At 44.6% G+C, this 24,463-nt stretch carries 23 protein-coding genes and 1 riboswitch; of the genes, 2 read left to right on the top strand and 21 right to left on the bottom strand.

Annotation, left to right across the window (positions count from 1 at the left end; translation table 11 throughout):
• Positions 1–142: 142 nt before the first annotated feature.
• Entirely contained in the window at positions 143–1,885 is a 1,743-nt protein-coding gene (locus tag ACQYAC_RS16465) for an adenine deaminase C-terminal domain-containing protein (protein WP_061407002.1), read from the bottom strand.
• Positions 1,886–2,009: 124 nt separating this feature from the next.
• Between ACQYAC_RS16465 and ACQYAC_RS16460 the strand changes: the two genes are divergently transcribed.
• Positions 2,010–2,231 (top strand): YgaP family membrane protein, encoded by a 222-nt coding sequence (locus tag ACQYAC_RS16460; protein ID WP_058015517.1) that lies wholly within the window; start codon positions 2,010–2,012, stop codon positions 2,229–2,231.
• 31 nt (positions 2,232–2,262) lie between these two features.
• Here ACQYAC_RS16460 and ACQYAC_RS16455 read toward each other — a convergent pair whose 3' ends face one another.
• The 4 genes from ACQYAC_RS16455 to ACQYAC_RS16440 are packed head-to-tail and all read right to left on the bottom strand — an operon-like array spanning position 2,263 to position 6,247.
• Positions 2,263–3,528: a peptidase gene (locus ACQYAC_RS16455; RefSeq protein ID WP_339165114.1), complete on the bottom strand. Its 1,266-nt coding sequence runs from the start codon at positions 3,526–3,528 to the stop codon at positions 2,263–2,265.
• A gap of 14 nt (positions 3,529–3,542) precedes the next feature.
• Entirely contained in the window at positions 3,543–4,208 is a 666-nt protein-coding gene (locus ACQYAC_RS16450) for a 3-oxoacid CoA-transferase subunit B (RefSeq protein WP_429943711.1), read from the bottom strand.
• Positions 4,184–4,870, bottom strand: a complete 687-nt coding sequence (locus ACQYAC_RS16445; RefSeq protein WP_429943710.1) for a CoA transferase subunit A — start codon at positions 4,868–4,870, stop codon at positions 4,184–4,186. The genes ACQYAC_RS16450 and ACQYAC_RS16445 overlap by 25 nt, the downstream gene beginning before the upstream one ends.
• 12 nt (positions 4,871–4,882) lie before the next feature.
• Entirely contained in the window at positions 4,883–6,247 is a 1,365-nt protein-coding gene (locus ACQYAC_RS16440; protein ID WP_429943709.1) for an aspartate aminotransferase family protein, read from the bottom strand.
• Positions 6,248–6,437: 190 nt separating this feature from the next.
• On the opposite strand from ACQYAC_RS16440, the gene ACQYAC_RS16435 reads away from it, so the two are divergent.
• The gene (locus tag ACQYAC_RS16435) at positions 6,438–8,096 is read left to right on the top strand and encodes a PucR family transcriptional regulator (RefSeq protein ID WP_429943708.1); all 1,659 of its coding nucleotides are present in this window, start codon (positions 6,438–6,440) and stop codon (positions 8,094–8,096) included.
• Here the strand turns inward: ACQYAC_RS16435 and ablB are convergent.
• From ablB to ACQYAC_RS16355, 16 genes are all read right to left on the bottom strand, one after another.
• Positions 8,091–8,936, bottom strand: a complete 846-nt coding sequence (ablB, locus tag ACQYAC_RS16430) for a putative beta-lysine N-acetyltransferase (protein ID WP_137055443.1) — start codon at positions 8,934–8,936, stop codon at positions 8,091–8,093. The genes ACQYAC_RS16435 and ablB overlap by 6 nt on opposite strands.
• Positions 8,937–9,266: 330 nt before the next feature.
• Positions 9,267–10,541: a phosphoribosylamine--glycine ligase gene (gene purD, locus ACQYAC_RS16425; RefSeq protein ID WP_429943707.1), complete on the bottom strand. Its 1,275-nt coding sequence runs from the start codon at positions 10,539–10,541 to the stop codon at positions 9,267–9,269.
• Positions 10,542–10,553: 12 nt separating this feature from the next.
• A complete protein-coding gene (gene purH, locus ACQYAC_RS16420) occupies positions 10,554–12,092 on the bottom strand; it encodes a bifunctional phosphoribosylaminoimidazolecarboxamide formyltransferase/IMP cyclohydrolase (RefSeq protein WP_429943706.1) in 1,539 nt (512 codons plus the stop codon).
• A 15-nt stretch (positions 12,093–12,107) separates the two neighbouring features.
• Positions 12,108–12,677, bottom strand: a complete 570-nt coding sequence (gene purN / locus ACQYAC_RS16415) for a phosphoribosylglycinamide formyltransferase (protein WP_180309460.1) — start codon at positions 12,675–12,677, stop codon at positions 12,108–12,110.
• Positions 12,674–13,714: a phosphoribosylformylglycinamidine cyclo-ligase gene (gene purM / locus ACQYAC_RS16410; RefSeq protein ID WP_429943705.1), complete on the bottom strand. Its 1,041-nt coding sequence runs from the start codon at positions 13,712–13,714 to the stop codon at positions 12,674–12,676. Before purM ends, purN begins: the two co-directional genes overlap by 4 nt.
• A 95-nt stretch (positions 13,715–13,809) precedes the next feature.
• On the bottom strand, positions 13,810–15,240 hold the full coding sequence (gene purF / locus ACQYAC_RS16405; protein WP_058015529.1) for an amidophosphoribosyltransferase: 1,431 nt from the start codon (positions 15,238–15,240) through the stop codon (positions 13,810–13,812).
• On the bottom strand, positions 15,216–17,447 hold the full coding sequence (gene purL / locus ACQYAC_RS16400) for a phosphoribosylformylglycinamidine synthase subunit PurL (RefSeq protein ID WP_429943704.1): 2,232 nt from the start codon (positions 17,445–17,447) through the stop codon (positions 15,216–15,218). The genes purF and purL overlap by 25 nt, the downstream gene beginning before the upstream one ends.
• A complete protein-coding gene (gene purQ / locus ACQYAC_RS16395; protein ID WP_058015531.1) occupies positions 17,431–18,114 on the bottom strand; it encodes a phosphoribosylformylglycinamidine synthase subunit PurQ in 684 nt (227 codons plus the stop codon). The genes purL and purQ overlap by 17 nt, the downstream gene beginning before the upstream one ends.
• Entirely contained in the window at positions 18,111–18,365 is a 255-nt protein-coding gene (gene purS, locus ACQYAC_RS16390) for a phosphoribosylformylglycinamidine synthase subunit PurS (RefSeq protein ID WP_003214349.1), read from the bottom strand. Before purS ends, purQ begins: the two co-directional genes overlap by 4 nt.
• Complete coding sequence (gene purC / locus ACQYAC_RS16385) at positions 18,358–19,080, bottom strand: phosphoribosylaminoimidazolesuccinocarboxamide synthase (protein WP_003214271.1); 723 nt, start codon at positions 19,078–19,080, stop codon at positions 18,358–18,360. The genes purS and purC overlap by 8 nt, the downstream gene beginning before the upstream one ends.
• Before the next feature lie 72 nt (positions 19,081–19,152).
• Positions 19,153–20,448 carry an adenylosuccinate lyase gene (purB, locus tag ACQYAC_RS16380; RefSeq protein ID WP_429943703.1) on the bottom strand — a complete coding sequence of 432 codons (1,296 nt, stop codon included), beginning with the start codon at positions 20,446–20,448 and terminating at the stop codon, positions 19,153–19,155.
• Positions 20,445–21,587, bottom strand: a complete 1,143-nt coding sequence (purK, locus tag ACQYAC_RS16375) for a 5-(carboxyamino)imidazole ribonucleotide synthase (RefSeq protein ID WP_169057252.1) — start codon at positions 21,585–21,587, stop codon at positions 20,445–20,447. Before purK ends, purB begins: the two co-directional genes overlap by 4 nt.
• The gene (purE, locus tag ACQYAC_RS16370; RefSeq protein ID WP_058015578.1) at positions 21,580–22,068 is read right to left on the bottom strand and encodes a 5-(carboxyamino)imidazole ribonucleotide mutase; all 489 of its coding nucleotides are present in this window, start codon (positions 22,066–22,068) and stop codon (positions 21,580–21,582) included. Before purE ends, purK begins: the two co-directional genes overlap by 8 nt.
• Before the next feature lie 173 nt (positions 22,069–22,241).
• A riboswitch (purine riboswitch) is annotated at positions 22,242–22,343 on the bottom strand.
• A gap of 79 nt (positions 22,344–22,422) precedes the next feature.
• Positions 22,423–22,623, bottom strand: coding sequence for an NETI motif-containing protein (locus ACQYAC_RS16365; protein ID WP_012009137.1), 201 nt, complete (start codon positions 22,621–22,623; stop codon positions 22,423–22,425).
• A complete protein-coding gene (locus ACQYAC_RS16360; RefSeq protein ID WP_429943702.1) occupies positions 22,620–23,174 on the bottom strand; it encodes a DUF2179 domain-containing protein in 555 nt (184 codons plus the stop codon). Before ACQYAC_RS16360 ends, ACQYAC_RS16365 begins: the two co-directional genes overlap by 4 nt.
• A gap of 409 nt (positions 23,175–23,583) precedes the next feature.
• Positions 23,584–24,384, bottom strand: coding sequence for a hypothetical protein (locus ACQYAC_RS16355; RefSeq protein ID WP_429943701.1), 801 nt, complete (start codon positions 24,382–24,384; stop codon positions 23,584–23,586).
• Between the last annotated feature and the right edge of the window lie 79 nt (positions 24,385–24,463).

Raw genomic sequence — 24,463 nt, 5'->3', positions numbered from 1 at the left:
CGTCATGTCAAAGCCCTCTGCTTCAACAACTCCACATAAGCATTTTCACTTACATGTCAGTGAAGAGATCCACTGCTCACGTCTGACCTATAACAGCTGTCAGAAATGTGGCAAAGATGATACAGCTCCACTCTGTTATATTTTAACGCATTATAGACGGAAAGAGTACAGTTTTTTTCATGACATCAAATATTCCTCTTGGTGTCACTCGAATATACGGCAAATGTGTACTTTGGAAAAAGACAAGTGTATCAATTGGGCAATCAAACGGATAGCCTCGCTCAATGAGCAGCTCGCGTAAGGTTTGTATCTGCTGAAGAACAGTCTCAAACGGTTCAGCAGATGCACAGCCTGATAATTGCAGCGGAATTTCGTGCAAAATTTTCCCGTTCTCTGTGAGGACGATCCCCCCGCCGATTTCTTTCATTCGCTTATGTGCCAGCATCATATCTTCTTTATTTTTCCCGATCACCAAAATGTCACCCGTGAGCGAAAATGAGCTGACAAACCCTTGCACTTTGTTTGCAAACCCTTTGAGCATCGTATTCACACGCCACTCGCCTTTTCGGTCAATCAGGCTAAAGAAACTTTGATCATGATCACATGACAGCTGATTCACAGAGTTATCAATCTCCACTGTATAAGGCTCCATGATGACTGCATTTCTCATTTTGACACCTAGCGGCATGGAAAATTGCAAATCACTCGACGTTAGATCGTAGCCTAGATCTAATGGAACAAGCCCGCCATTTTCCCATTTTGTTTCATGAAATTGATGCTGGTTCTCGCCATCTAATTTGAGGATAACCCCTTTAGATATGACCGTTTCAGGATTTGGATTCATTGGGTCATCTAACACATTCAAAGAAGCCAATCGGCCAGGACCGACAACACCTAATAGGTCATCAATTTGATAGTATTTCGCAATGTTAAAGGTCGCCATATTGTATGCATCGATGATAGGCACGCCTTCTTCAAGGGCAATTGAAATCAAACGATTAATCATGCCCTCCTCATAAAAATGAGGCGCTGCTCCATCTGTTGTATAGAAAAAGTGATCATAGTGTCTAAAATCACGCTCGTGCAGCTCTCTTAAAATGTTCACTAAATCTGGGCGGATGGAAGAATGACGAAGTGAGACATGGTAGCCAAGGGACAAGCGTTTTAGCACATCGTCTGCATTCATCGCTTCATGATCGCTGTCCGCGCCAAACAGCTTCATTTTTGTTAGCGTTTTCTCAGAAGCTCCGGGGAAATGCCCTTCAATTCGTTTCCGCTGCTTCTTCGTTTCTTGCATGCAATATAAAATGAGATCATCACCGTCCATCAATCTTGGCCAGCTTGTTAATTCGCCGCCTTGAAGAACGTCAGGATGATCAATCCATTCCTTGCGATAGTTGATAGGAAGCATCTCATCTTCATATCTGACCTCGGTTTGAAGATCATATCTAGACCACCAGAAATACTGAAATGGCTGCTGTTTTAATTCACATAGAGTGGAAAGCGCTTTCTTTTCATTGCTCTGCAAAAGAAGAAATAAGTTATCACTGACCATTGTTGTTGTGCCAAATTGAGACACATATTCTGCAAGTGATTGGGGATTATAAATATGGAACGGATGCGCGTGAGGCTCTATATACCCAGGCACAATGTATTTCCCTTCACAATCAATCACACGTTTAGCTGATTTATTTTGAGGAAGCTCTGCTCCGACATAAACAATTCGATCATCATGTATCCAAATATTTGCCTTCACCCATTGTTTTAAAAACGGGTTTAGCACGAGTCCATTCGTTAAAAGGAGTGTTGGAACTATTTTTGAGTCGACTACATCGATTTGTGTGCGGATGTCATTGTTTCTCCAATTAAAAGTACGTTCGGACATTCACATACTCTCCTTCATTTGTATTAGCCCTATCGTAACATAACGAACCACGTTACGCATTAATGAAACGTTACAATTTCTTGAAATCACACTTAAAATATTTAAAAAAGGAGATTTACCTTCAATGAAACCTAATCTCGGCTTAATGGAAGCGCTCATTCGAATTGCCTGTGGAATGACAATATGTACTGTGGCTGGTTCTTTATATGCTAGAAAACCATGGAGTAACATGCTGCTTTTCAGCATCATGTGCGGCGGGATGAAACTGGCATCTGGTATTCTTCGCTTTTGCCCAGTGACGTATATGTGTGAGCAGCAGGACACACATAAAGAGAAGGCTGATTGAAACAGCCTTCTTTTTTGTGATCGTTTTTATATCACTCCGCTGCTTCACACCATTCCACCATCGTACCTGCGATAATTTCTGCGGCTTCAATAACATGCTCAATGTCGATGGATTCATTCGGAAAATGGGCAAGCTCCGTTGTTCCAGGTCCAAATACGATGATCGGGATACCTGCCGCCTGTGACAGTAATCCGCCGTCTGTTCCCCAAGGAGCGGCTTCGATCTTTGGCGGCTCCTTCTTGACCGCTTCATATTGTTCCTTCAATAGATCTAAAAGTGGATGGTCCGTATCAATTGAGCCTGGAAGCCATCTTGCACCAAACCATTCGACCTCGACAGGATGCTCTTTGAACCATTCATCCTTTTCCCCAAGTCCCATCATCCAATTTTCTAATTCCTTCTCTGCCTGCTCAACCGTCTCCCCTGGCATCACACCAAGTCTGCCCTCCATTGTGACCAGATCTGCTACAGAGGACGGCCAGTCACCGCCTTGAATTTTCCCTATGTTGATAGGGATTGGAATCGGGATATGCTGAAATAACGGCTCGGTGATGCGTTGATTTCGTTCTTCTTCAAGTGCTGCTATATGCGAAAGAACGATCATACTTTTTTCAATAGCGGAAACGCCGTGATATCTTGTTCCTCCATGAGCTGCCCTTCCTTTAATATGCAGTCTGAACCACTTAGATCCCTGCTGAATCGGAAAGATTTTCATATGACTTGGTTCTGGAATGATGGCCGCATCTGCTGTATATCCTCTCAGTATGGCTGCAAGGGTGCCTGCACCGCCGCTCTCTTCTTCGACGACACTATGAAACACGACATCTCCTTTCAGCGGAATCTGGAGCGCATGCAGTGCCTCTAGTGCAAAGAGTAAAGAAACGTTTCCGCCTTTCATATCTGTTGCCCCGCGTCCATAAAGTCTCCCGTTTATGATATGCCCGCTGTAGGGTGGATATGTCCATTGTTTCGTATCTCCTGCTGGCACAACATCGACGTGCCCATTTAATAAAATGGATTGACCGCCCCCTTTTCCCTTCAATCGTCCGGCGACATTGGGACTTCCTTTAAAGGAACGCCTCGGGGAATAGAAATACGGATGTTCGAGCAGGTCTTCTCCGCCAATGTCCCATACATCTACATCAAAACCAATGGCGGACAGCTTATTTGCTACGATTTGCTGCACACCTTGTTCATTTCCTTGGGTGCTCTCACATTGCACCATTTGCTGAAGAAGCGCAATCGCTTCATCTTGGTGCTCTCTCATCCAGCTTCTGATACGTGTGATTGGCTGCAAGTCATTCATCCTTTCTACACAACAGATTTGACATCAGGCGCTAAAATTAAAGGTGCCTCTGTCGCCCTTATGACATCTTCCGGCTGATACGGCGGCATGACTTCACGTAAAATGAGCAGCTGCGATTTGACCTCAATGACTGCCATATCCGTAATGATCAGATCCACACAAGACTTAGCAGTTAAAGGAAGTGTACAGGCAGATTTCACCTTTGACTCACCGTGTTTATCAAGGTGGCTCATCACTACCACAACCTTTTTCGCCTTCTGCGCAAGCTCAATCGCTCCGCCCATCCCAGGTACTCGTTTACCTGGCACAATCCAATTTGCAAGATCGCCCTGACTGCTTACTTCAAGTGCACCTAAAATGGTCATATCCAGCATGCCTTTTCGAATGATGCCAAAAGCAGTCGTGCTGTCCATGAATGAGCCGCCTTTTGTTAACGTAATAGGAAAGCCGCCGGCATTGCACAAATTAGGATCTTCTTCCCCTTGTACTGGTGAGGCGCCTGCCCCCATAATGCCGTTTTCAGCATGCAGCCATACGTTGTAATGCGCTGGAATGTAATCAGCCGCAAGGGTTGGGATGCCGATCCCAAGATTGACGATCATGCCATCTTCAATTTCCTGCGCCGCCCGTCTGGCTATGCGGTGTCTTAAATCGATGTCTCCCATGCCCATGTCCAGTTCACTCCTTTTGATTGCACGATCTGGTTCACAAATACGCCTGGTGTCACGATTTCCTCTGGATGAAGACTGCCTACAGGCACAATCTCTTCCACTTCCGCAATGGTCCAGTCTCCTGCCATTGCCACAATCGGGTTTGTATTCCGTGCACTTTTATCAAATATCAGATTTCCTGCTTCGTCTGCTTTGAGGGCATTCACAATGGCAATATCCGCTGTCAGCGCAGGCTCAAGGATATAGGTCTTTCCGTTTAACGGCACGAGCTGCTTCTCATCGAGATTGAGGCTATCCATGCCGACATCTGTCACAATGCCTGCCAAGCCCATCCCGCCTGCTCGTATTTTTTCTGCTAGAATGCCCTGCGGGTAAAAATGAACGTCTAGTGTACCTGCCTGCATTTTCTGTCCGGCTATTGGATTTGAGCCAATATGAGAAGCAATGATCTTCTTGACTCTTCCTTCTGTGATCAGCCGGCCAACACCTATTTGCGGGAAGCCTGCATCGTTTCCGATCAATGTCAGGTCTTTGATATTGGCTTCTAAAATGGCCTCGATCAATGATGGCGGCGACCCTACGCCGCCAAACCCGCCAAACATGATGGTCATTCCGTCCCTAAAATGCGTGATCACTTCATCTACGTTCACTGTTTTGTTCATCATCTTTCCTCCCTACATCGCAGATGGGAAAAACCCCCTGTTAATGACTTCTTGTTCGACCTGCGTGATTGTCTGCTCAAATAATTGAATGAGTTCATCCATCTCCTGCTGCGTGATAGAAAGCGGTGGTGCAATCATGATCGCTGCACCTCCTACTCCATCCTCGCCAGCGCTTGCTGGGTATACGAGCAAGCCGTTTTGCTTGGCTGTCTCAACGACTAAATGCGTCATTTGAGCATGGGCAGGAAATGGGGTTTTCGATAAGCGGTCTGCGACAAACTCGATGCCAATGAGCAGTCCCTTTCCTCTCACATCTCCTATGATGAAATGGTTTGTTTGTAAATCCTTTAATGCATTCATTAAATAGCGGCCAGACATATCCGCTCGTTCAGGAAGCTGATGTTTTTTCATATATCGAATAACAGCCAGTGAGACGGCTGCTGAAAGTGGATTGCCGCTATAGGTATGACCTGCCATCACAGATCCGGAACCGCTCAGAATCGGCGCGATGACATGATCTGCTGAGACGGCTGCCGCAATCGGCGAATAGCCAGCACTCATCCCTTTGCCGAGAACCATAATATCTGGAACAACTCCCCAATGCTCCATCGCAAACATTTTCCCAGTTCGTCCAAAGCCTGTCATGACTTCGTCTGCAATCATTAAAATATCGTTTTCCTCACAGACACGTTTCATGGCTTCAAAATATCCGTCTGGCGGTACTAGCGCCGCTCCCGATGCTCCGACAATCGGCTCTGCAATAAAAGCGGCAATCCTCTCTTTTCCTATACGCTGAATGACGGTATTAAATTCCTGGACATACCATTCAACCTGCTTGCCCTCTTCCTTCGGCAGCCATGAACGATAGCTATATGGCGGAGACAGCACTGGATTCTTTTCGAGCAATGGTTCAAAGCGCTCTCTCCTTGCAATATGTCCTGACATCGACAGTGCACCGAGGGTGATGCCGTGATAACTCATCCATCGTGAGATAATGTGATTCTTCTCAGCCTTTCCCTGCTCCTGCCAATGCTGAATAGCAATTTTCATAGCCGTTTCCGTTGCCTCTGAACCACTTCCGACAAAAAAAGACCAGTTCAGGTTACCTGGACAAAGCGTACTCAATTCATAAGCAAGTTCTTCTGCTGGTTCATTTGTGAATTGTGATCTGTACGTAAAGCTCACTTTTTCCGCTTGCTCGGTCATGGCATCAATGATTTCACGTATGCCATGTCCAATACTTGCCGTGACAGCCCCCGATGAGCCATCTATATATTTTTTTCCATCCCGATCATATAAATATATTCCCTCTCCTTTCACAGCCACAGGATAATGCTGATTCAATATCGGTTTGATTAAGTAATCCCGAGTCTCCACTTTGCCATTCCTCCCTCTCTCGTCAGCAGCTGCCTCTTTCTTTTTCATGAATCGCAAGAAAATTTTGTATACTTGTTATAAGATTAGCTTAATCAAGAGGGCAGTCATCCTCCATTCGCCACATGCCCGAATTTCAGACGCATTTTTTATACATCGTGTATAAGAGTGTTCAAAAGGAGGTCATGAGCCTATGGCGATTCTCGTCAAAGATGCACTTTCGCTCGATATCATGAAAGGAACAAAGCTGCTTGCTGGAGAAAATGGACTGGACCGACTCATTGAGTGGGTGACCATCGTTGAAATTATCGAAGACACGTCGAGGCTTTCCGATGGGGAATTGCTCGTCACAACCGGATTCGGACTCGCGGACAATCAAGAAAGAAGCGACCGGCTTGAGGAATTGATTCAATCTCAAAGGCTATCAGCCATCGCTATTTATAAAGGTGTGTACTTAAGTGACATTCCAGCTTCACTCATTCAAGCGGCGAAAAACAGCGGCATTCCGCTCATTGAGATTCCGCCGCACATCAACTTCTCAGATATTACAAAAGCCGTCTTAGAACAAATCGTGAGTAGTCAGCTTCATCAGCTTAAATATTCATCCGCGATTCATCAAAGACTGACCCAATTAAATGTAAGGAATAAAAATGTAACGCAAATTACAGAGGAACTGGCACATCTCACTGCAGCGAACATTGTCGTTCTTGATGTCTTTTTACATCAAACAGCGGCTCATCTCATCAAAGATGAAGTGACATACTCTCCTGCTTTTGGCTTTCTGACAGATCATGAACCAATTGATACCATGCCCCTTCTCAAGCAGGCAGAGGAGAAAGGGCGGCTTGTCTATGACACGTACGGAGCGTTCGTCCTCGCCGCATGTCCGGTGATTGCGATGGGTGATATTTTTGGGTTTATTGTGTCTTTAAAGAAAAAGGATACGTGGCATCATCTCGACGCGATTGCCATCGAGCATGCCGGTGCGGTGTATGCGATTGAATGGTTGAAGCAAAAAGCCATTCAAGATACAGAAAACCAAATGCAGGGACATTTGTTAGATGATATTTTGCAGCAGCAATATACAGAAGAAAGCTATGTGGTCGAACAAGCAACAAAGCTGCAATATGATATGAGCGATGAGCAGGTGGTGATCTATTTTCAATTCCAGCATCAGCACACACAGCTCGATCACCAAATGATGCAGCGTCTATCGCAATTACTCACGTCGATCTTTGAACGCAGACATATTCCTTTTTTGCTAAAGACAAGGCTCGATTCCATTTTTGTCCTAACACCAGCAGGAAAAAAAGCGTTTCAAGAAGCGGAGTGGTATCGCGCAGCAGAGGAATGCCGGAGCACTTGGTCTTATTTTTTCCCCGTCCATCCGATTGTCATTGGTATCGGGAGAGCCTATGACCAGATCAGTCTCTTTGCAAAAAGCGCGAAGGAAGCGCAGTATGCAGCTAGGCTTCTTCCGCTTTTAAAAACAGACGAGAGCATCATTCATTATCAAAAGCTCGGCTTATATGGGATGCTTCTTGAAATGAATGAAGCGGGTATGAATTTGCATGATTTTTACGTGGAGCTGTTAAGTCCGTTGCTATATACGAAAAAACAAGGGGCTGACCTGATTCATACACTCGAAGTGTATTTGGCGCACAATGAAAATATTCAAAAATCTGCGGGAGAATTATTTATTCATAGACATACGTTAAGCTATCGGCTGAAACAAATTGAAACGAGAACAGGCTGCAGCCTCAAATCCACTGATGATCGGATGAAGCTGCAGCTTAGTATCATGGCTTACCGCCTATCTGGTCTGCTTGATCAGATGAGAACCATTTCATGATTCATTTGGCGTTTTGACCCATAGATTCATATCTTCAATTTTGTCAAAAATATAGCAGTTGTTTTGAAAGCGACCGGTGTACGTATATCCGAGCTGATAAAATACTTGATTCATTCCATAGGACAGTGCACGTGCAAGTGAGTAAAAGACATAGATATGCATCGACTGGAGTTCTTTTTCAAGGGCTAGAATCAAATGATGCATGAATCCTAGTTTTCTATATGAAGGAAGGGTCGCACAGTCTGTTAATTCTGCATGACCATACGGCGCATTGATCTCAGCGGATGCTGCACTCACAATGTGTCCCTCATGTTCAACAACATAAAAAATGGTCCCTTCCTCCATTACCTTTTGAATATAATCTGACTCGTTCATTGGCGTAGGGTACGTTTCAAAGACGGTATCATAGAGCTTTGCCAGCTTGTGAATGTCCTTTGGATCGGCTTTTCTCATCACATACTCATCCTGCCATGTGCCTTGGTCTTTTTTGATTACTTTTGCTTGAATGGATGCGACGATCTCATCTTCCTGCAGCCAATACGAACTGTTCATTCGATCCTCAGTGAGAAAAAGCGACATACCGTAAGCGTCACTTCCAAGGAAATAATGAGAAAACACCCCTTCAAGCCGAAAGCCTTTTTCTAAAAAAAGCGGCACATGCTCACGTCTTACTTTTACAATGACCTTAGAAGCCTTACAGTCCGCCGCTTCCTTTAGAACCGACTGAATCACATCCCGCACCCTGCCGCTGTAGTCATCCAAACGGATTCGCTCATTAAATGAATCAATACAGATCGAGGCAGAAAAACGCTCGTTCGCAAGTTCCTTCAATTGCACCATATACTCATTCCTTTCCTATGAATCAGCTAATAAAGAATGTCCAAATTAGAAATGAAGAAATAGCAATGCCAGAAAAAATTGAAATGATCATATAGCTAATGGCTGAGGCTTTTTTCATTTTATTGTGCTTAATGGCAATCAACATGACGTTATTTATAGTTATGAGAAATAAAATAAGTATGACGATTGCAAAGATAATAAATGCTTTGATTTCCATGTTTCCTCCCAATATCTATTCGTGATCCCATACTACTTCTTCATATTCAATCGGCATCCCTTCTCATGAACAAAAAACACCTTTCCATCTCATCAGAGAGAAAGGTGTTTTGATTAAACGGATTTCCCCGCAGCCTTCAGCGCACGGGCGCCAATGTCACGGCGATAAAATAGACCTGGCTGAATGATTTCTTCAACCGCTTCATACACTCTTGATCTTGCCGCTTCAAATGTGTTGTCAAATGCGGTCACATTCGCTACACGGCCGCCATTTGTGACGAATTGATCGTTTTCTTTTTTTGTTCCTGCGTGGAAGGTCACGACATCAGACACCGTCGTTTGCAAAGCGCCGATTGGCGTACCTTTTGCGTAGTCCTCAGGGTATCCTTCTGAAGCAAGAACCACACTCACAGCGGCAGTGTCTTTCCACTGTAAGTCCACATCTTTTCCGTCTAGAATATCGAGGAAAACTTGAACTAGATCTGATTCAAGACGAGGAAGAACCACCTGCGTTTCAGGATCGCCAAAGCGTGCGTTGAACTCAATGACTTTTGAGCCTTCTGGCGTCAGCATTAAGCCTGCATATAAAATGCCTGTAAACGGACGCTCTTCCTGCACCATTGCGCGAGCCGCCGGTTTGACGACATCTTCCACCGCTTTTTGGACGACTTCATCTGAAATTTGCGGAACTGGTGAATAAGCGCCCATCCCGCCAGTATTCGGTCCTTTGTCATCTTCAAATGCACGTTTGTGATCTTGCGCGATCACCATTGGGTACACCTTTTCTCCATTGACAAAGGCCATCAATGAAAATTCCTCACCTGTTAAAAATTCCTCGATGACGACAGATGCACTCGCATCGCCAAACTTTTCATCCTCTAAAAAGTCATGCAGACAGCTGATCGCCTCTTCAAGCGTCATCGCAACTGTCACACCTTTTCCTGCGGCAAGCCCGTCTGCTTTAATAACAATCGGCGCACCCTTTTCTTCCACATATGCCTTCGCTTTTTCAAACGATGTGAAGGTCGCATAAGCGGCTGTCGGGATCTCATAATTTTTCATTAAGTCTTTTGCAAATTCCTTTGAGCCTTCAATGACTGCGGCTTTTGCATTTGGTCCAAATACCTTTAGACCTGCCTCTTCAAATGCATCGACGACACCTGCAATTAAAGGAACCTCTGGACCGACAATTGTTAAACCGATGTTATTGTCTTTTGCAAAACGAATTAACGCCTCATGATCGCCCTCGTCGATTGGTACAAGCTTCGCAGCATCTGTCATTCCATCATTGCCGGGTGCGACAAATACTTGGCTGACAAGTTCACTTTGGTTCACTTTCCATGCGATGGTATGCTCTCTTCCGCCTCTGCCGATAATTAATACGTTCACACTGTCATCCCCTTAATGTTTGAAATGTCTAACGCCAGTGAAGACCATGGCGATGCCGTATTCATCTGCTTTTTGAATTGATTCTTCATCACGAATGGAACCACCTGGCTGGATGATCGCTGTGACGCCTGCCTTTGCAGCAGCTTCCACTGTATCGCCCATTGGGAAGAACGCATCAGAGCCTAGTGCACTTCCTTTCGCTTTTTCACCTGCTTGATCAATCGCAATATTTGCTGAGCCGACGCGGTTCATCTGACCAGCGCCGATGCCTGCTGTCATTTGATCTTTCGCGAGAACAATCGCATTTGATTTCACATGCTTGACGACTTTCCATGCAAGCTTTAAGTCTTTCCATTCGTCTTCTGTAGGTTCTCTTTTCGTTGGAATAGAGATCGTTGCTTCCTCTAATCCATACGTATCAATATCCTGCACAAGCAGTCCGCCATGAACACTTGTCAGCTGCTTTTCTTTTTTCCCAAGATCTGCTTCTACATCTAATGTTAATAGACGAAGGTTCTTTTTCGCTGTTAACACGTCAAGCGCTTCTTGGCTAAACGATGGAGCGATGACGATTTCTAAGAAAATCGTATGCAGCACCTCGGCCGTTTGCTTGTCTACTTCACGGTTAAGCGCCACAATGCCGCCAAAAATAGAAGTTTCATCTGCTTTGAATGCACGATCAAAAGCTTCTGCTATCGTTTCACCTGTACCAACGCCGCATGGATTCATATGCTTTACAGCAACAGCCGCTGGCTCCGTAAATTCACGTACGATTTGAAGAGCTGCATCTGCGTCTTTAATGTTGTTGTAGGAAAGTTCTTTTCCATGTAATTGCGTTGCAGTAGCTAAAGAACCTTTGCTTGGAAGAGCATTTTCATAGAAAGTCGCCGCTTGGTGCGGGTTTTCTCCATAACGAAGGGATTGTTTTTTCTCAAACGTGACGGTGAACTGCTCTGGCTCTGTTTCGCCAACAAAATTCGTTAAATAATCCGCAATGAGGGCATCGTAAGCAGCTGTATGACGGAATACCTTCGCCGCAAGCTCACGTTTTTTCTCAAGTGACACGCCGCCTTCTTTGATTTGCTGAACGACTGTATCATAATCACGAGGATCGACAATCACTGTGACGTCTTGGTGGTTTTTCGATGCCGCACGAAGCATTCCCGGTCCGCCAATATCAATGTTTTCAATTGCTTCTTCATACGTTACATCGTCTTTTGAGATCGTCTCTTTGAAAGGATAGAGATTCACGACAACAAGATCAATCGGCTGAATGCCATGCTTTTCAATCTGTGCCATATGCTCATCGTTATCTCTCACTGCCAATAATCCACCATGAATGTTCGGATGGAGCGTTTTGAGTCGTCCGTCCATGATTTCAGGGAATCCAGTGACTTCAGAAATCCCAATGACATCAATGCCATTCTCTTGAAGAAGCTTATGAGTACCTCCAGTTGAAATGACTTCAACACCAAGTTCTGTTAATTCTTTCACAAAAGGTACAAGATTCGTTTTATCGGAAACACTGATTAATGCGCGTTTGATCGTCATGCCTTCGTCACCTCATTAAGATAATTCTAAAAGTGATTTGATCACTTTTGGATATAGTGTGTGTTCTAGTTCATGCATTCTTTTTTCAATTGATTCAAGCTCTTCGCCTTGTTCAATATAAATCGCGGCTTGGTCAATAATCGGACCTGTATCCATTCCTTCATCGACAAAATGGACAGTGATGCCTGCCACTTTGACGCCTGCTTGATAGGCTTGTCCAATGGCATCAAGACCTGGAAAGGCTGGCAGCAAGGATGGGTGGATATTCACGATTTTCCCTCTGTATGCTTCAAGTAATGTCGGACCGATCAGTCTCATGTACCCCGCAAGGAAAACCCATTCTACTTCATGAAGCCTCAGTTGTTCGATGATCGTTTGTTCAAAAGCGGCTTTATTTGGAAAAGCCTTCGGGGTAAAAGCAAAGGAGGGAATGCCTTCTTTCTCAGCACGCTCCAGCACCTTTGCACCCGGTTTATCACAAATCACAATGGCGGCCTCAGCCTGCCACTTTTCTTCTTTTAACGTATCTATAATGGCTTGAAAGTTCGTCCCGCTTCCAGAGGCGAAGATCGCAAACTTCTTCATGAGAGGCTTCCACCGCCGAATGTGACACCTTCTCCTTTTTGAACACGTCCGATGAGAAATGCTTTCTCTCCATCCTGTTCAAGCTCTCTAATCACATTAACAAGATCGTCCTCTTTTACAGCTAAGACAAAGCCAATGCCCATATTAAACACGTTGAACATCTCTTCTGCCTTTAACTGACCTTTTTCTTGAATAAAGGAAAAAATGGGTGGTACTGGCCATGAGCCGTTATCAATCTCAACGCCAAGACCTTCAGGCAGCATACGTGGTAAATTCTCAATAAAACCACCGCCTGTTACATGTGCCATGCCGTCAACTTTGCCGGTTTTTACTTGTTTGAGAACGGGCTTCACATAAATTTTTGTCGGTTCAAGAAGCTCTTCACCGAGCGGTCTTGTAAAAGGTGCATACGTTTGATGCAGATCAAGACCAGCGTCTTCCAGCAAGACTTTACGAACGAGAGAGTATCCATTGCTATGAATTCCGCTTGAGCTGAGTCCAATAAGCAAATGTCCCTCTTTGATGCTGTTTCCTGTCACGATTTCGTCCTTTTCAACGACACCTACCGAAAAACCAGCAATATCATATTCTTCTTCTGTGTAAAGACCTGGCATTTCGGCTGTCTCACCGCCGACAAGTGCTGAACCAGACTGCTCACATCCGTCAGCCACACCTTTGACAATCGATTCAATTTTTACCGGATCTGCTTTTCCAACGGCTAAGTAATCTAAGAAAAAGAGCGGTTCTGCCCCCTGTGCAAGCACATCGTTGACACACATGGCCACGGCATCGACGCCGATCGTATCGTGTTTATTCATTAAAAAGGCAAGCTTTAATTTCGTTCCGACACCATCTGTTCCTGAAACAAGAACGGGCTTTTTGTATGGCAGCTCAGATAGATCAAACATACCGCCAAATCCACCTAGAGCGCCCATAACACCTGCTCGTTTTGTACGTTCTACGTGTGTTTTCATTCGTTTGACGGCTTCGTACCCTGCTTCGATGTCGACACCGGCGTTTTTATATGCTTCTGACATCCCATTCACTCCTTTTAGCTGCTGCTTTCCATGTATTTTCGGCAGAATGAAAGAGCAGCATATCAACTCATCTTGACTGCTGCTCCTTTATTCGATTATTTCGTCAGGACCGTTTCCTTCACATGCGGAAGAACCGTATCTTCATATATTTCAGTCGGGTATTTCCCAGTAAAGCATGCCAAACACTGACCGCGCTGCGGATCATCATACTTCCTGCCAATCCCGTCCATTAAACCGTCTACAGATAAAAATGCAATGGAGTCTGCACCGATTTCCTGTCTAATTTCTTCCACTGAATGAGAAGAAGCAATCAGCTCTTCGTGTGTGGATGTATCAATTCCATAAAAACATGGATGTGCGATTGGCGGTGAACTAATACGTACATGGACTTCCGTCGCACCCGCTTCTCTTAGCATCGTGACAATTCTGCGACTTGTTGTCCCACGTACGATGGAATCATCCACCATCACGACACGCTTTCCTTCGACTACACCGCGTACAGCAGACAGTTTCATCCGTACGCCCTGCTCACGCAATGCTTGAGACGGCTGGATAAATGTCCGGCCGACATAACGATTTTTAATCAATCCGAGCTCATACGGAATACCTGTTGCTTCGGCATATCCAATCGCTGCAGAAATACTGGAATCTGGTACACCTGTCACAACATCTGCTTCGACATGTGCTTCCTCAGCAAGCTTTTTGCCAAGATTCTTTCTCGCACTATGCACATTGATACCGTTAATATTGCTGTCAGGTCTTGAGAAATAAATGTATTCCATGCTGCACATGCTGCGGTTAATGTTCATCGAGAAGCGCTCAGATTTGAGGCCTTCATCATTAATAATCAGCATTTCGCCAGGCTCCACATCACGTAAATACGTGGCACCGACAACATCAAATGCACAAGTTTCAGAAGCGACAACATAAGCATCCCCAAGCATACCAAGTGAAAGCGGGCGTAAACCGTTCGGATCAAGCGCCACGATCATTTCTGTTTCCGTCATGATTAAGAAAGCATAGGCTCCCTTAAGCATGGACAGTGCATTTTTGATCTGCTCTTTTAATTCCATATGCCCACTGCGCTTAATTAAATGAGCCAGCACTTCGGTATCAGAAGAGGTCTGAAAAATACTCCCTTGGTTTTCTAGCTGCTGCTTTAACTGCGTTGCATTCACTAAGTTTCCATTATGAGCAAGGGCAAGGCTGCCATTGTTTTGCGAACGGAAGAAGAGGGGCTGCACATTTTCAAAGCCGCCTCCACCTGCTGTCGCATACCGAACGTGTCCAATCGCACCTTTTCCTTTCAAATCCTTTAGCTCACCGTTTTGAAAGACTTCCGTAATCAGTCCAAGGCCTTTGTGTGACGTCAAGTTCTCACCATCTGTTGCAATGATTCCCGCACCTTCTTGTCCTCGGTGCTGAAGGCTATGCAATCCGTAATATGTGATTTGCGGGGCTTCTTCGTGTCCCCAAACCCCAAAGACACCACACTCTTCATTTAAGCCTCTGATTTCAGCAAGCATGGGATCGCTCCTTTCCATGCACGTTCAAGCTCGTTGACCGCTGCATGAATCCATTGTTGTCCTTCTCGATTTTTGACAGTAAACACACCATCATTTGTCACAGTTCCGACTTCTTTCGCATCTTTGACAGCCGCAGCAAACGCTTCGCGGTGCTCCGGTTTCACTGTGACAACAAAACGTGACTGTGTTTCACTGAATAATGAAGCTTCGCTGTTTAAATCGATTTGGATATCTGCACCAAGTCCGTCAGTTCCAAATGTACTTTCAGCAAGTGCTACACCAAGTCCACCTTCAGACACATCGTGTGCTGATTGAACGAGACCGTTTTGAATCGCGGCTAGCAGAGCTTCCTGACGCGCTAGCTCTACGTTCAAATCAATTTCTGGTGCTTTTCCGTAAATACGGCCTTCTGTCATCTTTTGAAGCTCACTGCCTGCAAATTCTTCTTTTGTCTCACCAATGACGAAAATCACATCGCCAGCCTGCTGGAACGATTGAGTCGTAATATGAGCAGTATCTTCAACCAAACCAACCATCCCAATAACTGGAGTTGGGTAAATCGCTGTTCCATTTGATTCGTTATATAAAGAGACGTTCCCACCGATCACTGGTGTGCTTAGCGTGCGGCAAGCTTCGCTAATCCCGTCAGCAGACTTTTCAATTTGCCAGAAAATTTCTGGTTTCTCTGGGTTACCGAAGTTTAGGTTATCTGTCACTGCTAGCGGACGAGCGCCTGAGCAGACAATGTTACGTGCTGCTTCTGCGACGGCGATTTTCCCGCCGACCTCTGGATCAAGGTAGAGATAGCGCGCGTTACAATCTGTTGTCATCGCTAGGGCTTTTTTCGTTCCGCGGATTCTTAAAACGCCAGCATCAGAGCCCGGTGCAACGACGGTATTTGTCCGAACCATGTAGTCATACTGATCATAGACCCATTCTTTACTTGCAATCGTTGGTTGCTGAAGGAGCTGCTTTAATGTCTGTGCTGCATCTGTGATCGCTGGAGCTTCCACTTTTGTTTCTAAAAACTCACGATAGTATGCAGGCTCACTTGACGGCTTATGATAAACCGGTGCTTCTTCTGCAAGAGCATCAACAGGAAGCTCACACACCACTTCACCTTGATGGAGTAAACGAAGCATTTTATCGTCTGTCACATGACCGACTGATACCGCTTCAAGATCGTATTTTTCGAAAATATCAATGATTTCTTGCTCACGGCCTTTTTCAATGACTAGAAGCATTCTCTCTTGTGATTCAGACAGCATCATTTCGTATGCGGACATGCCTGTTTCACGCTGCGGAATGAGGTCTAAATTCATCTCAATCCCAGAACCTGCTTTACTCGCCATTTCCGCACTTGAGCTTGTTAAGCCAGCCGCGCCCATATCTTGAATTCCAACGAGCGCATCGTTTTTGATCACTTCAAGACACGCTTCAAGCAAAAGTTTTTCCATGAATGGATCACCGACTTGAACCGCTGAACGTTTTTCTTCTGATTCATCAGAAAATTCTTCAGACGCAAATGTTGCACCGTGAATACCGTCACGTCCCGTTTTAGCACCAACATACATCACCGTGTTGCCGACACCTTTTGCCTGCCCTTTTTTGATATCCTCATGATTGATTAAACCAACACACATCGCATTCACGAGCGGATTGCCTTCATAGCTTTGATCAAAATGAACTTCTCCGCCGACTGTAGGAATTCCGATACAGTTTCCATAGCCTGCGATCCCTGCCACTACTTCTTCAAACAAGTACTTCACGCGCGGTGAAGTCAGTTCACCAAAACGAAGAGAGTTTAGTACAGCAATTGGACGCGCACCCATGGAGAATACATCACGGATAATTCCGCCGACACCAGTAGCTGCTCCTTGATACGGTTCAATCGCAGATGGATGGTTATGTGATTCGATTTTAAATACAACCGCTTGGTTGTCTCCAATATCAACGATTCCAGCGCCTTCCCCAGGACCTTGAAGAACATGCTCTCCTTTTGTCGGGAATTTGCTTAAAACAGGCTTTGAGTTTTTATAACTGCAATGCTCTGACCACATGACAGAAAAAATACCCGTTTCTGTGTAGTTTGGCAGCCTGCCAATAATGGATTCGATTAAAGCGAATTCTTCATCACTCAATCCCATTTGCTGATACAATTTCTCTTCTTTAATTTGCTTGTGACTTGGTTCAAGCAGTAGTGACATGAGTGTCCCTCCAATTTTTCACGATAGATTGAAACAATTTAAGTCCGTCTGCGCTGCCTAGTAATGAATCCACCGCGCGCTCAGGGTGCGGCATCATGCCGAGTACATTGCCCTCTTCATTCGTAATACCTGCAATTCGATTGACACTGCCGTTAATATCGTCTCCGTAAGTGAAAGCGATTTGGTTATTTTCAATAAGCTTCGCTAAAGTGTCTTCATCACAGTAGAAGTTTCCTTCACCGTGCGCTACAGGAACCGAAATGGATTCGCCTTTTAGATAGCCGCTTGTAAATTGCGTTTCGTTGTTCTCTACAATGAGTTCAACTGGACGACAGATAAATTTTAAGTCTTTATTTCGTCTCATCGCACCTGGAAGAATGCCAAGCTCCTGAAGAATTTGGAACCCGTTACAAACACCAAGAACAGGCTTTCCTTCCGCAGCTGCTTTTTTCACCGCCGGCATGATGTTTGAAAAGCGAGCAATCGCACCGCATCTTAAGTAATCCCCATAAGAGAAACCGCCTGGTACGAGTACACCGTCAAATCCGTCTAGACTCGTTTCGTCGTGCCATACATATTCAACTTGTTCACCTAACTCATCTTGAATCGCATGGTACATATCGATATCACAGTTAGAGCCAGGCAAGACGATCACTGCAAACTTCACTGTGCGACAACCTCCTCCACCTCATAGCGGTAATCTTCAATCACCGTGTTGGCCAGTAATTTTTCGCACATTTCTTTGACGACTGTGTCTAAATCACGATCTGATTTTTCAATGACAAGCTCCATGTATTTTCCGATACGGACATCCTTTACTTCCTGATAAGACATGCTGTGCAAGGCGTGCTGCACGGCACTTCCTTGTGGATCAAGAACGCTCTCTTTTAAGCTGACAAAAATCTTCACTTTATACATGTTTATGGCCTCCAAGTCTTTTGAAAATTTCTTCGTATGCATTTGTTAAGCCGCCCAGGTTTCGTCTGAACACGTCTTTATCAAGCTTTTCGTTTGTATCTTTGTCCCAAAGCCTGCACGTATCAGGTGAAATCTCATCAGCTAGCAAAATACGATTCTCGTGATCTATTCCGAATTCAAGCTTGAAATCAATTAAATTCACATGGCAGTCTGAAAAGATTTGCTTTAACTCTTCATTGACTTGTCTTGTGATCTGTTTCATTTCCTCGACCTGCTCTGGTGTCGCTGCATCTAAAATGCGAATATGATCTTCTGTAATGAGCGGATCACCGAGTGCATCATCTTTGTAGTAAAACTCGATCAATGGTGTATCCAGTTTTGTTCCCTCTGGAATGCCAAGGCGCTTTGACATACTGCCTGCCACCACATTTCGCACAACCACTTCAAGCGGCACAATCTGTACCTTTTGAATGAGCTGCTCTGTTTCAGAAAGGCGTTTCACAAAGTGATTGTTGATCCCTTTCTCATGCAGCATTTGAAAGATTAAGCTTGAAATTTCGTTGTTCAGTCTGCCTTTGCCTTCAATTTCAGCTTTCTTTTCGCCGTTAAATGCTGTCGCTGAGTCTTTATATTCAACATATAAAATTTGCTCGTCATCGGTCTGATAGATTTTTTTCGCTTTGCCTTCGTAGAGAAGTTCTTGTTTCACAGTCATTCAGGTTGGCCTCCTAATTTGAATGTTGGCAATTTTCAGGATTGGGCACCTGACAAGCAGGTGGCCCTTTTCTTACTCAAGACCTAGACGTTCGAAAATCATATCGACATTTTTCAAGTGATAGTTGTAATCGAAGCAGTCAGCGATTTGTTCAGGTGTTAAGCGTGATGTGATTTTTTCCTCCGCTTCTACTAATGAACGGAATGGCACTTGCTTCTCCCACGCCTCCATTGCCTTTGGCTGGACCGTATCATATGCCTCTTCACGTGCCATGCCTGTATCGATTAATGCAAGAAGAACACGCTGTGAGTAAATCAAGCCAAGTGTGCGGTCCATGTTGCGTTTCATGTTCTCAGGGAAGACCGTCAAGTTTTTCACAATGTTTGAGAAACGGTTTAGCATGTAGTTCAGTGCAATCGTTGCATCTGGTAAAATGATGCGCTCAGCAGACGAATGAGAAATATCACGCTCATGCCAAAGTGGTACATTTTCATAAGCTGTCAGCATATATCCACGGATGACGCGGGCAATTCCTGTCATATTTTCAGAACCGATTGGGTTCCGTTTATGCGGCATTGCTGATGATCCCTTTTGTCCTTTTGCGAAGAACTCTTCTACTTCACGTGTTTCACTCTTTTGAAGACCACGGATTTCAACAGCAAATTTCTCAATGCTTGTTGCGACGAGTGCAAGAGTAGCCATGTAATCGGCATGACGATCACGCTGCAAGGTTTGGGTGGAGATTGGTGCAGCTTTGATGCCAAGCTTCTCACAGACATATTGTTCAACAAACGGGTCGATGTTCGCATATGTGCCAACAGCCCCAGAAATTTTACCAAATTCGATACCGGCTTTTGCTTGTTTAAAACGTTCTAGGTTACGCTTCATTTCTTCGTACCAAAGACCAAGCTTCAGGCCAAATGTTGTCGGTTCAGCGTGTACACCATGTGTACGTCCCATCATGACAGTGTATTTATGCTCTTTCGCTTTTTCTTTTAGGATGTCAACAAATCTCTCAATGTCCTTGAGCAAGATATCGTTTGCCTGCTTTAATAGATATGAAAGCGCCGTATCCACTACGTCTGTAGATGTTAGCCCGTAATGAACCCACTTTCTTTCTTCTCCTAGAGATTCAGATACAGCACGCGTAAAGGCAACCACGTCATGGCGCGTGTCTTGTTCAATCTCTAAAATACGATCAATATCAAAGCTTGCATTCTTACGCATAGTCACAACGTCTTCTTTTGGAATAACACCAAGCTCTGCCCAAGCTTCACAAGCGAGAATTTCTACTTCAAGCCATGCATTAAATTTGTTTTCCTCTGTCCAGATTGCTGACATTTCTGGTCGTGCGTAACGTTCGATCATTTCCCGTTTCCTCCATCTCTTTCAGTCCATATCTTTGTGATGTTTGTCATCCATTCATCATCAAGCTGTTTCATAAATGTCATATGCCCCATTTTGCGGCCGGCTTTTACTTCATGCTTTCCATATAGATAAAGCTTCGCTTCTTTGAGAAGCTCAGGATGCTCTATTGGGATGTCTACTTCATCGCCTAATAAGTTCACCATCATGCCCTCTGACAAAAGGGCTGTGCCGCCAAGCGGTAAACCGCATATCGCGCGAACGTGCTGTTCAAACTGGCTCGTCTCACATAAATCGAGCGTATAATGACCAGAATTATGCGGGCGAGGCGCCAGTTCATTGACGAGCAGCTCTCCTTCGTTTGTCAGGAACAGTTCTACAGCAAGTGTACCCACTAGCCCAAGCTTTTCAGCCAGTGTCGTTGCCAGCACTTTTGCCTTCTCCTGAATGCTTTCATCAACTCTTGCAGGCACAATGCTCTGGAACAAAATGTTGTGCTTATGAATGTTCTCAGCGACTGGGAATACCGCAATCTCCCCATGAATAGAACGAGTGACGATCACCGAGAGCTCCATTTGAAATGGGACCCAGCTTTCTAAAATACAAGTTCCATGTGTGAGCAATTCAGATGCTTCGTGAAGCTGTCCTGTTTCCTTGATCACATACTGCCCTTTTCCGTCGTAGCCGCCTCTGCATGTTTTCAAAACGGCTGGCAAACCAAGTACAGTTACTGCGTCTTCCAGCTCTTTTTCATCATGAACGATGCGATAAGGCGCAACTTCACAGCCTGCATCTACAATCCCTTTTTTCTCTGTTTCACGATTTTGCGTTAAAAGAAGAAGTTCACTTCCTTGCGGTAAATTGGCTTCTTCCTTCAATTGATTGAGTGCATCGTAATCAATATTTTCAAATTCATATGTCACGACATCGCTGATTTCTGCGAGCTGTCTGATTCCATCCAGATCACTATATGCAGCTGTGATTTCTGTATCAGCAACCTGTCCACAAGGAGATTGTGCGACTGGGTCTAATACAGCTGCCCGGTACCCCATTTGCTTTGCACTGACGGCCATATATCTGCCAAGCTGTCCTCCGCCGATAATACCGATGGTTGCGTTTGGAAAAATGGTCTGCTTAGCCAAGCTGATCACTGCTTTCTAGTACAGTCTGTTTTGTTTGCTCTCTTCTTTCCTCAAGGCGAGCAGCGATTGTTTCATCAAAAGCTGAAATCATTTGTGCGGCTAGAAGGCCTGCATTTGTTGCACCGGCTTTGCCAATCGCCACTGTCGCAACTGGTACACCGCCTGGCATTTGAACGATGGATAATAAGGAATCCAGCCCATTTAGTGCTTTTGATTGTACGGGCACACCAATGACCGGCAGTGTCGTTTTTGCTGCGACCATCCCCGGTAAATGTGCTGCGCCTCCAGCACCGGCAATGATGACTTTTAGTCCCTTACCTCTTGCTTCTGCCGCATATTCAAACATCAAGTCAGGTGTCCGGTGTGCGGATACGACCTGTTTTTCATACGGAATGTCTAATTCCTCTAAGATATCGCACGCATTTTTCATTGTTTCCCAATCAGATGTACTTCCCATGATGACACCTACAAGCGGCTTCATTTTGTTTGTCCCCACCTTTAAGCTGATATTCGATTTTGTATCGTTTGACACGCTTCCCAAACCTAAGCAGCTTGTCAAACGCCGAACAAAAAGGCCCGATTTGCATTGCATTGTTAGGAAGCAACACAAACCGGGCCATGGTAAGCGCTGTTCGCTTTTGAAACGCCATGTCAGTTTTGTTCACTATCCTGCATAGTCCAGTCATTTACGGTAACTGGGTAGAAACTTATGGGCCATATTCCCAAGATTATATGAGGTTCGTGTTTTGAATTCATGTTTATCTTAACAACGGATGTTCATGATGTCAACGGATTTATCGAACAATCTATGAAGTCGTCGTTTTAATGTTCGGATTTAGACTATTTTTCCTTCAAATACGATTTTTTTCCCAATCGGAATGATCTGAATCGACCCATTTTCCTTCTTTTCCTGAAAAATGGGCTCCTCCATTCGTCGGACAGGCGAGTAGCCTTCCGCTGCCATCTGGGACAACACTTGATCGATCGTCATGTTGTCTTCCACATAGAATTTCTTCTTCTTTGGTTTTGCGGTCATTCTTTAATTCTCCTTTTCTTCACAGCCTTCACCCAGAAGCCGCCATGAATCGATTTGGGCTCATATGAAATGATAAATGCCTTTGAATCCAGCGTTTTAATCGTTTCATATAATTGCAGTTCATATTTCCTCGGTGTTAAAATTTGCAATGCTGTCCGGTCTCCTTCAAGACCGCCTGCTACCCAGCTGGTGACACCATATCCTTTTTCTCTCAATTGCCTTGGGAGATCGACATCTAATTCTTTTGTGATCACGTTAACAGTTGTGTAGCCAAGTGCCAGCTTCTCTTCAATTTTCATCCCGACAATGATCCCCATCCCATAACCTAACGCATACGCAATGACATTTTGGATTTGATCTAAGTTATCAAGTACGATACTTAATCCAATCACATAAATCAGCATTTCAATCGTACCAGCAAAAGCTGCTGCGTACCGTCTGCCTTTCATTGTTAAAATCAAACGCATGGTGGAAAAAGAGACATAGACAATATTAATCACTAAAATGATCAAAACCATGGTGAACGCATTGGATAAAAGATGTTGAAGCACGATTCGAACCCCCTGCACTAAAAAATCAAATAAAGCACCCCATATTCTACTAGAGAACATACCTTGATACAATCAAATTTGCGCGAGAAAAACACATATATCTTTCGACAAGAACGGTGGTCTTTGTTACCAAGAGTTTACCCGTTTTTTCCTCTTCTCAACATGAAAACCTCCTTTTTCAAAAAAGGAGGTTTTCATATTGTTGACAAAGGGCTAAAATGATCTTGATTTTAGCCCTTTGTCTCCTTGTCAGCGTGATAGAAAACCTTTGCAGTCTAGAAAGGACGAGTACTGGCGCGGAGCGAATTTGACATTCGCGAGCACCAGCACGCAGGACTGACACCGAATGCGAGGGTTTATCTACACGCTGAACCTCCTTTTTCATAAAAGGAGGTTTTCAGTGTGTGTATTATCCAAATCGAACAGGCACAAGTGAAGGAATCAAATACTCTCCGACAATGCCCCAGAGCAGTGCAATGATGACAAGCTCCACCAATAAAAAGATCCAGCCGGCATACATCAAATCACCGCGCACCGCTTCATGCTCAGATTGAATCGAGCGAAACAGCACGACCGCAATCAACTGGAGACCAAAAAACATCATCACAGATAAAATGACCGTCACATATGGAATATTCAGCATGGCAAATACAAGCCAAAGGATCGATAAAACCAAAACCGGTACAAGTGCGGCACCAAACTTCATGATCACTTCTTTCAGTGATATGTTTCCTTTTAGCATGTACTTTCCGAGTAACCATACGGTGAGCATCATCAGTGTGAGCAGAATGAGTGTAAAGATCGCTACCCTCAAAAAGGCGTCACCAAAAGAGTAATGAATGCCAAAGCCTAATAAACGAGTCTTTGACGCCTTTAATTGAACATAGTTGCCTAAAGCAAAAAACACGCTGAATAACACAATCGAGATCCAAGCATACTTCATCCGTAATGTTTCCGCTTGATTGATGGCCTGGCTCGGTGATTTTAACATCGCAAGTCCATATGAGCTATAGCGCTTAAACGCGCCTCCTACACCTTGCAGCATACGTTGAATGGTAGAACGCTCATCATCCGCTGCCACTTTTACTTTCGACGTTCTTCCACGTTTTGCGGCGCTTCTGCTAAGGCGTGATTGCCTCGTTTCTTGATCTATTGATGGCTCTTCATTTTTTAAGTCTGATGTACTTTGCTCTTCATCTTTTTCTAACATCTCATATCAACTCCTATCCAGCACAATCCTTACAGGTTCATACGAATGACCTATCCGGATGACTCCTCTTAAAGTAGCG

Origin of the sequence: Bacillus sp. MM09(2025), from assembly GCF_050496725.1 — a bacterium.
In the GTDB taxonomy this organism is placed as follows: domain Bacteria; phylum Bacillota; class Bacilli; order Bacillales; family Bacillaceae; genus Bacillus; species Bacillus pumilus.
This window is presented reverse-complemented; position numbering and strand designations above follow the sequence as displayed.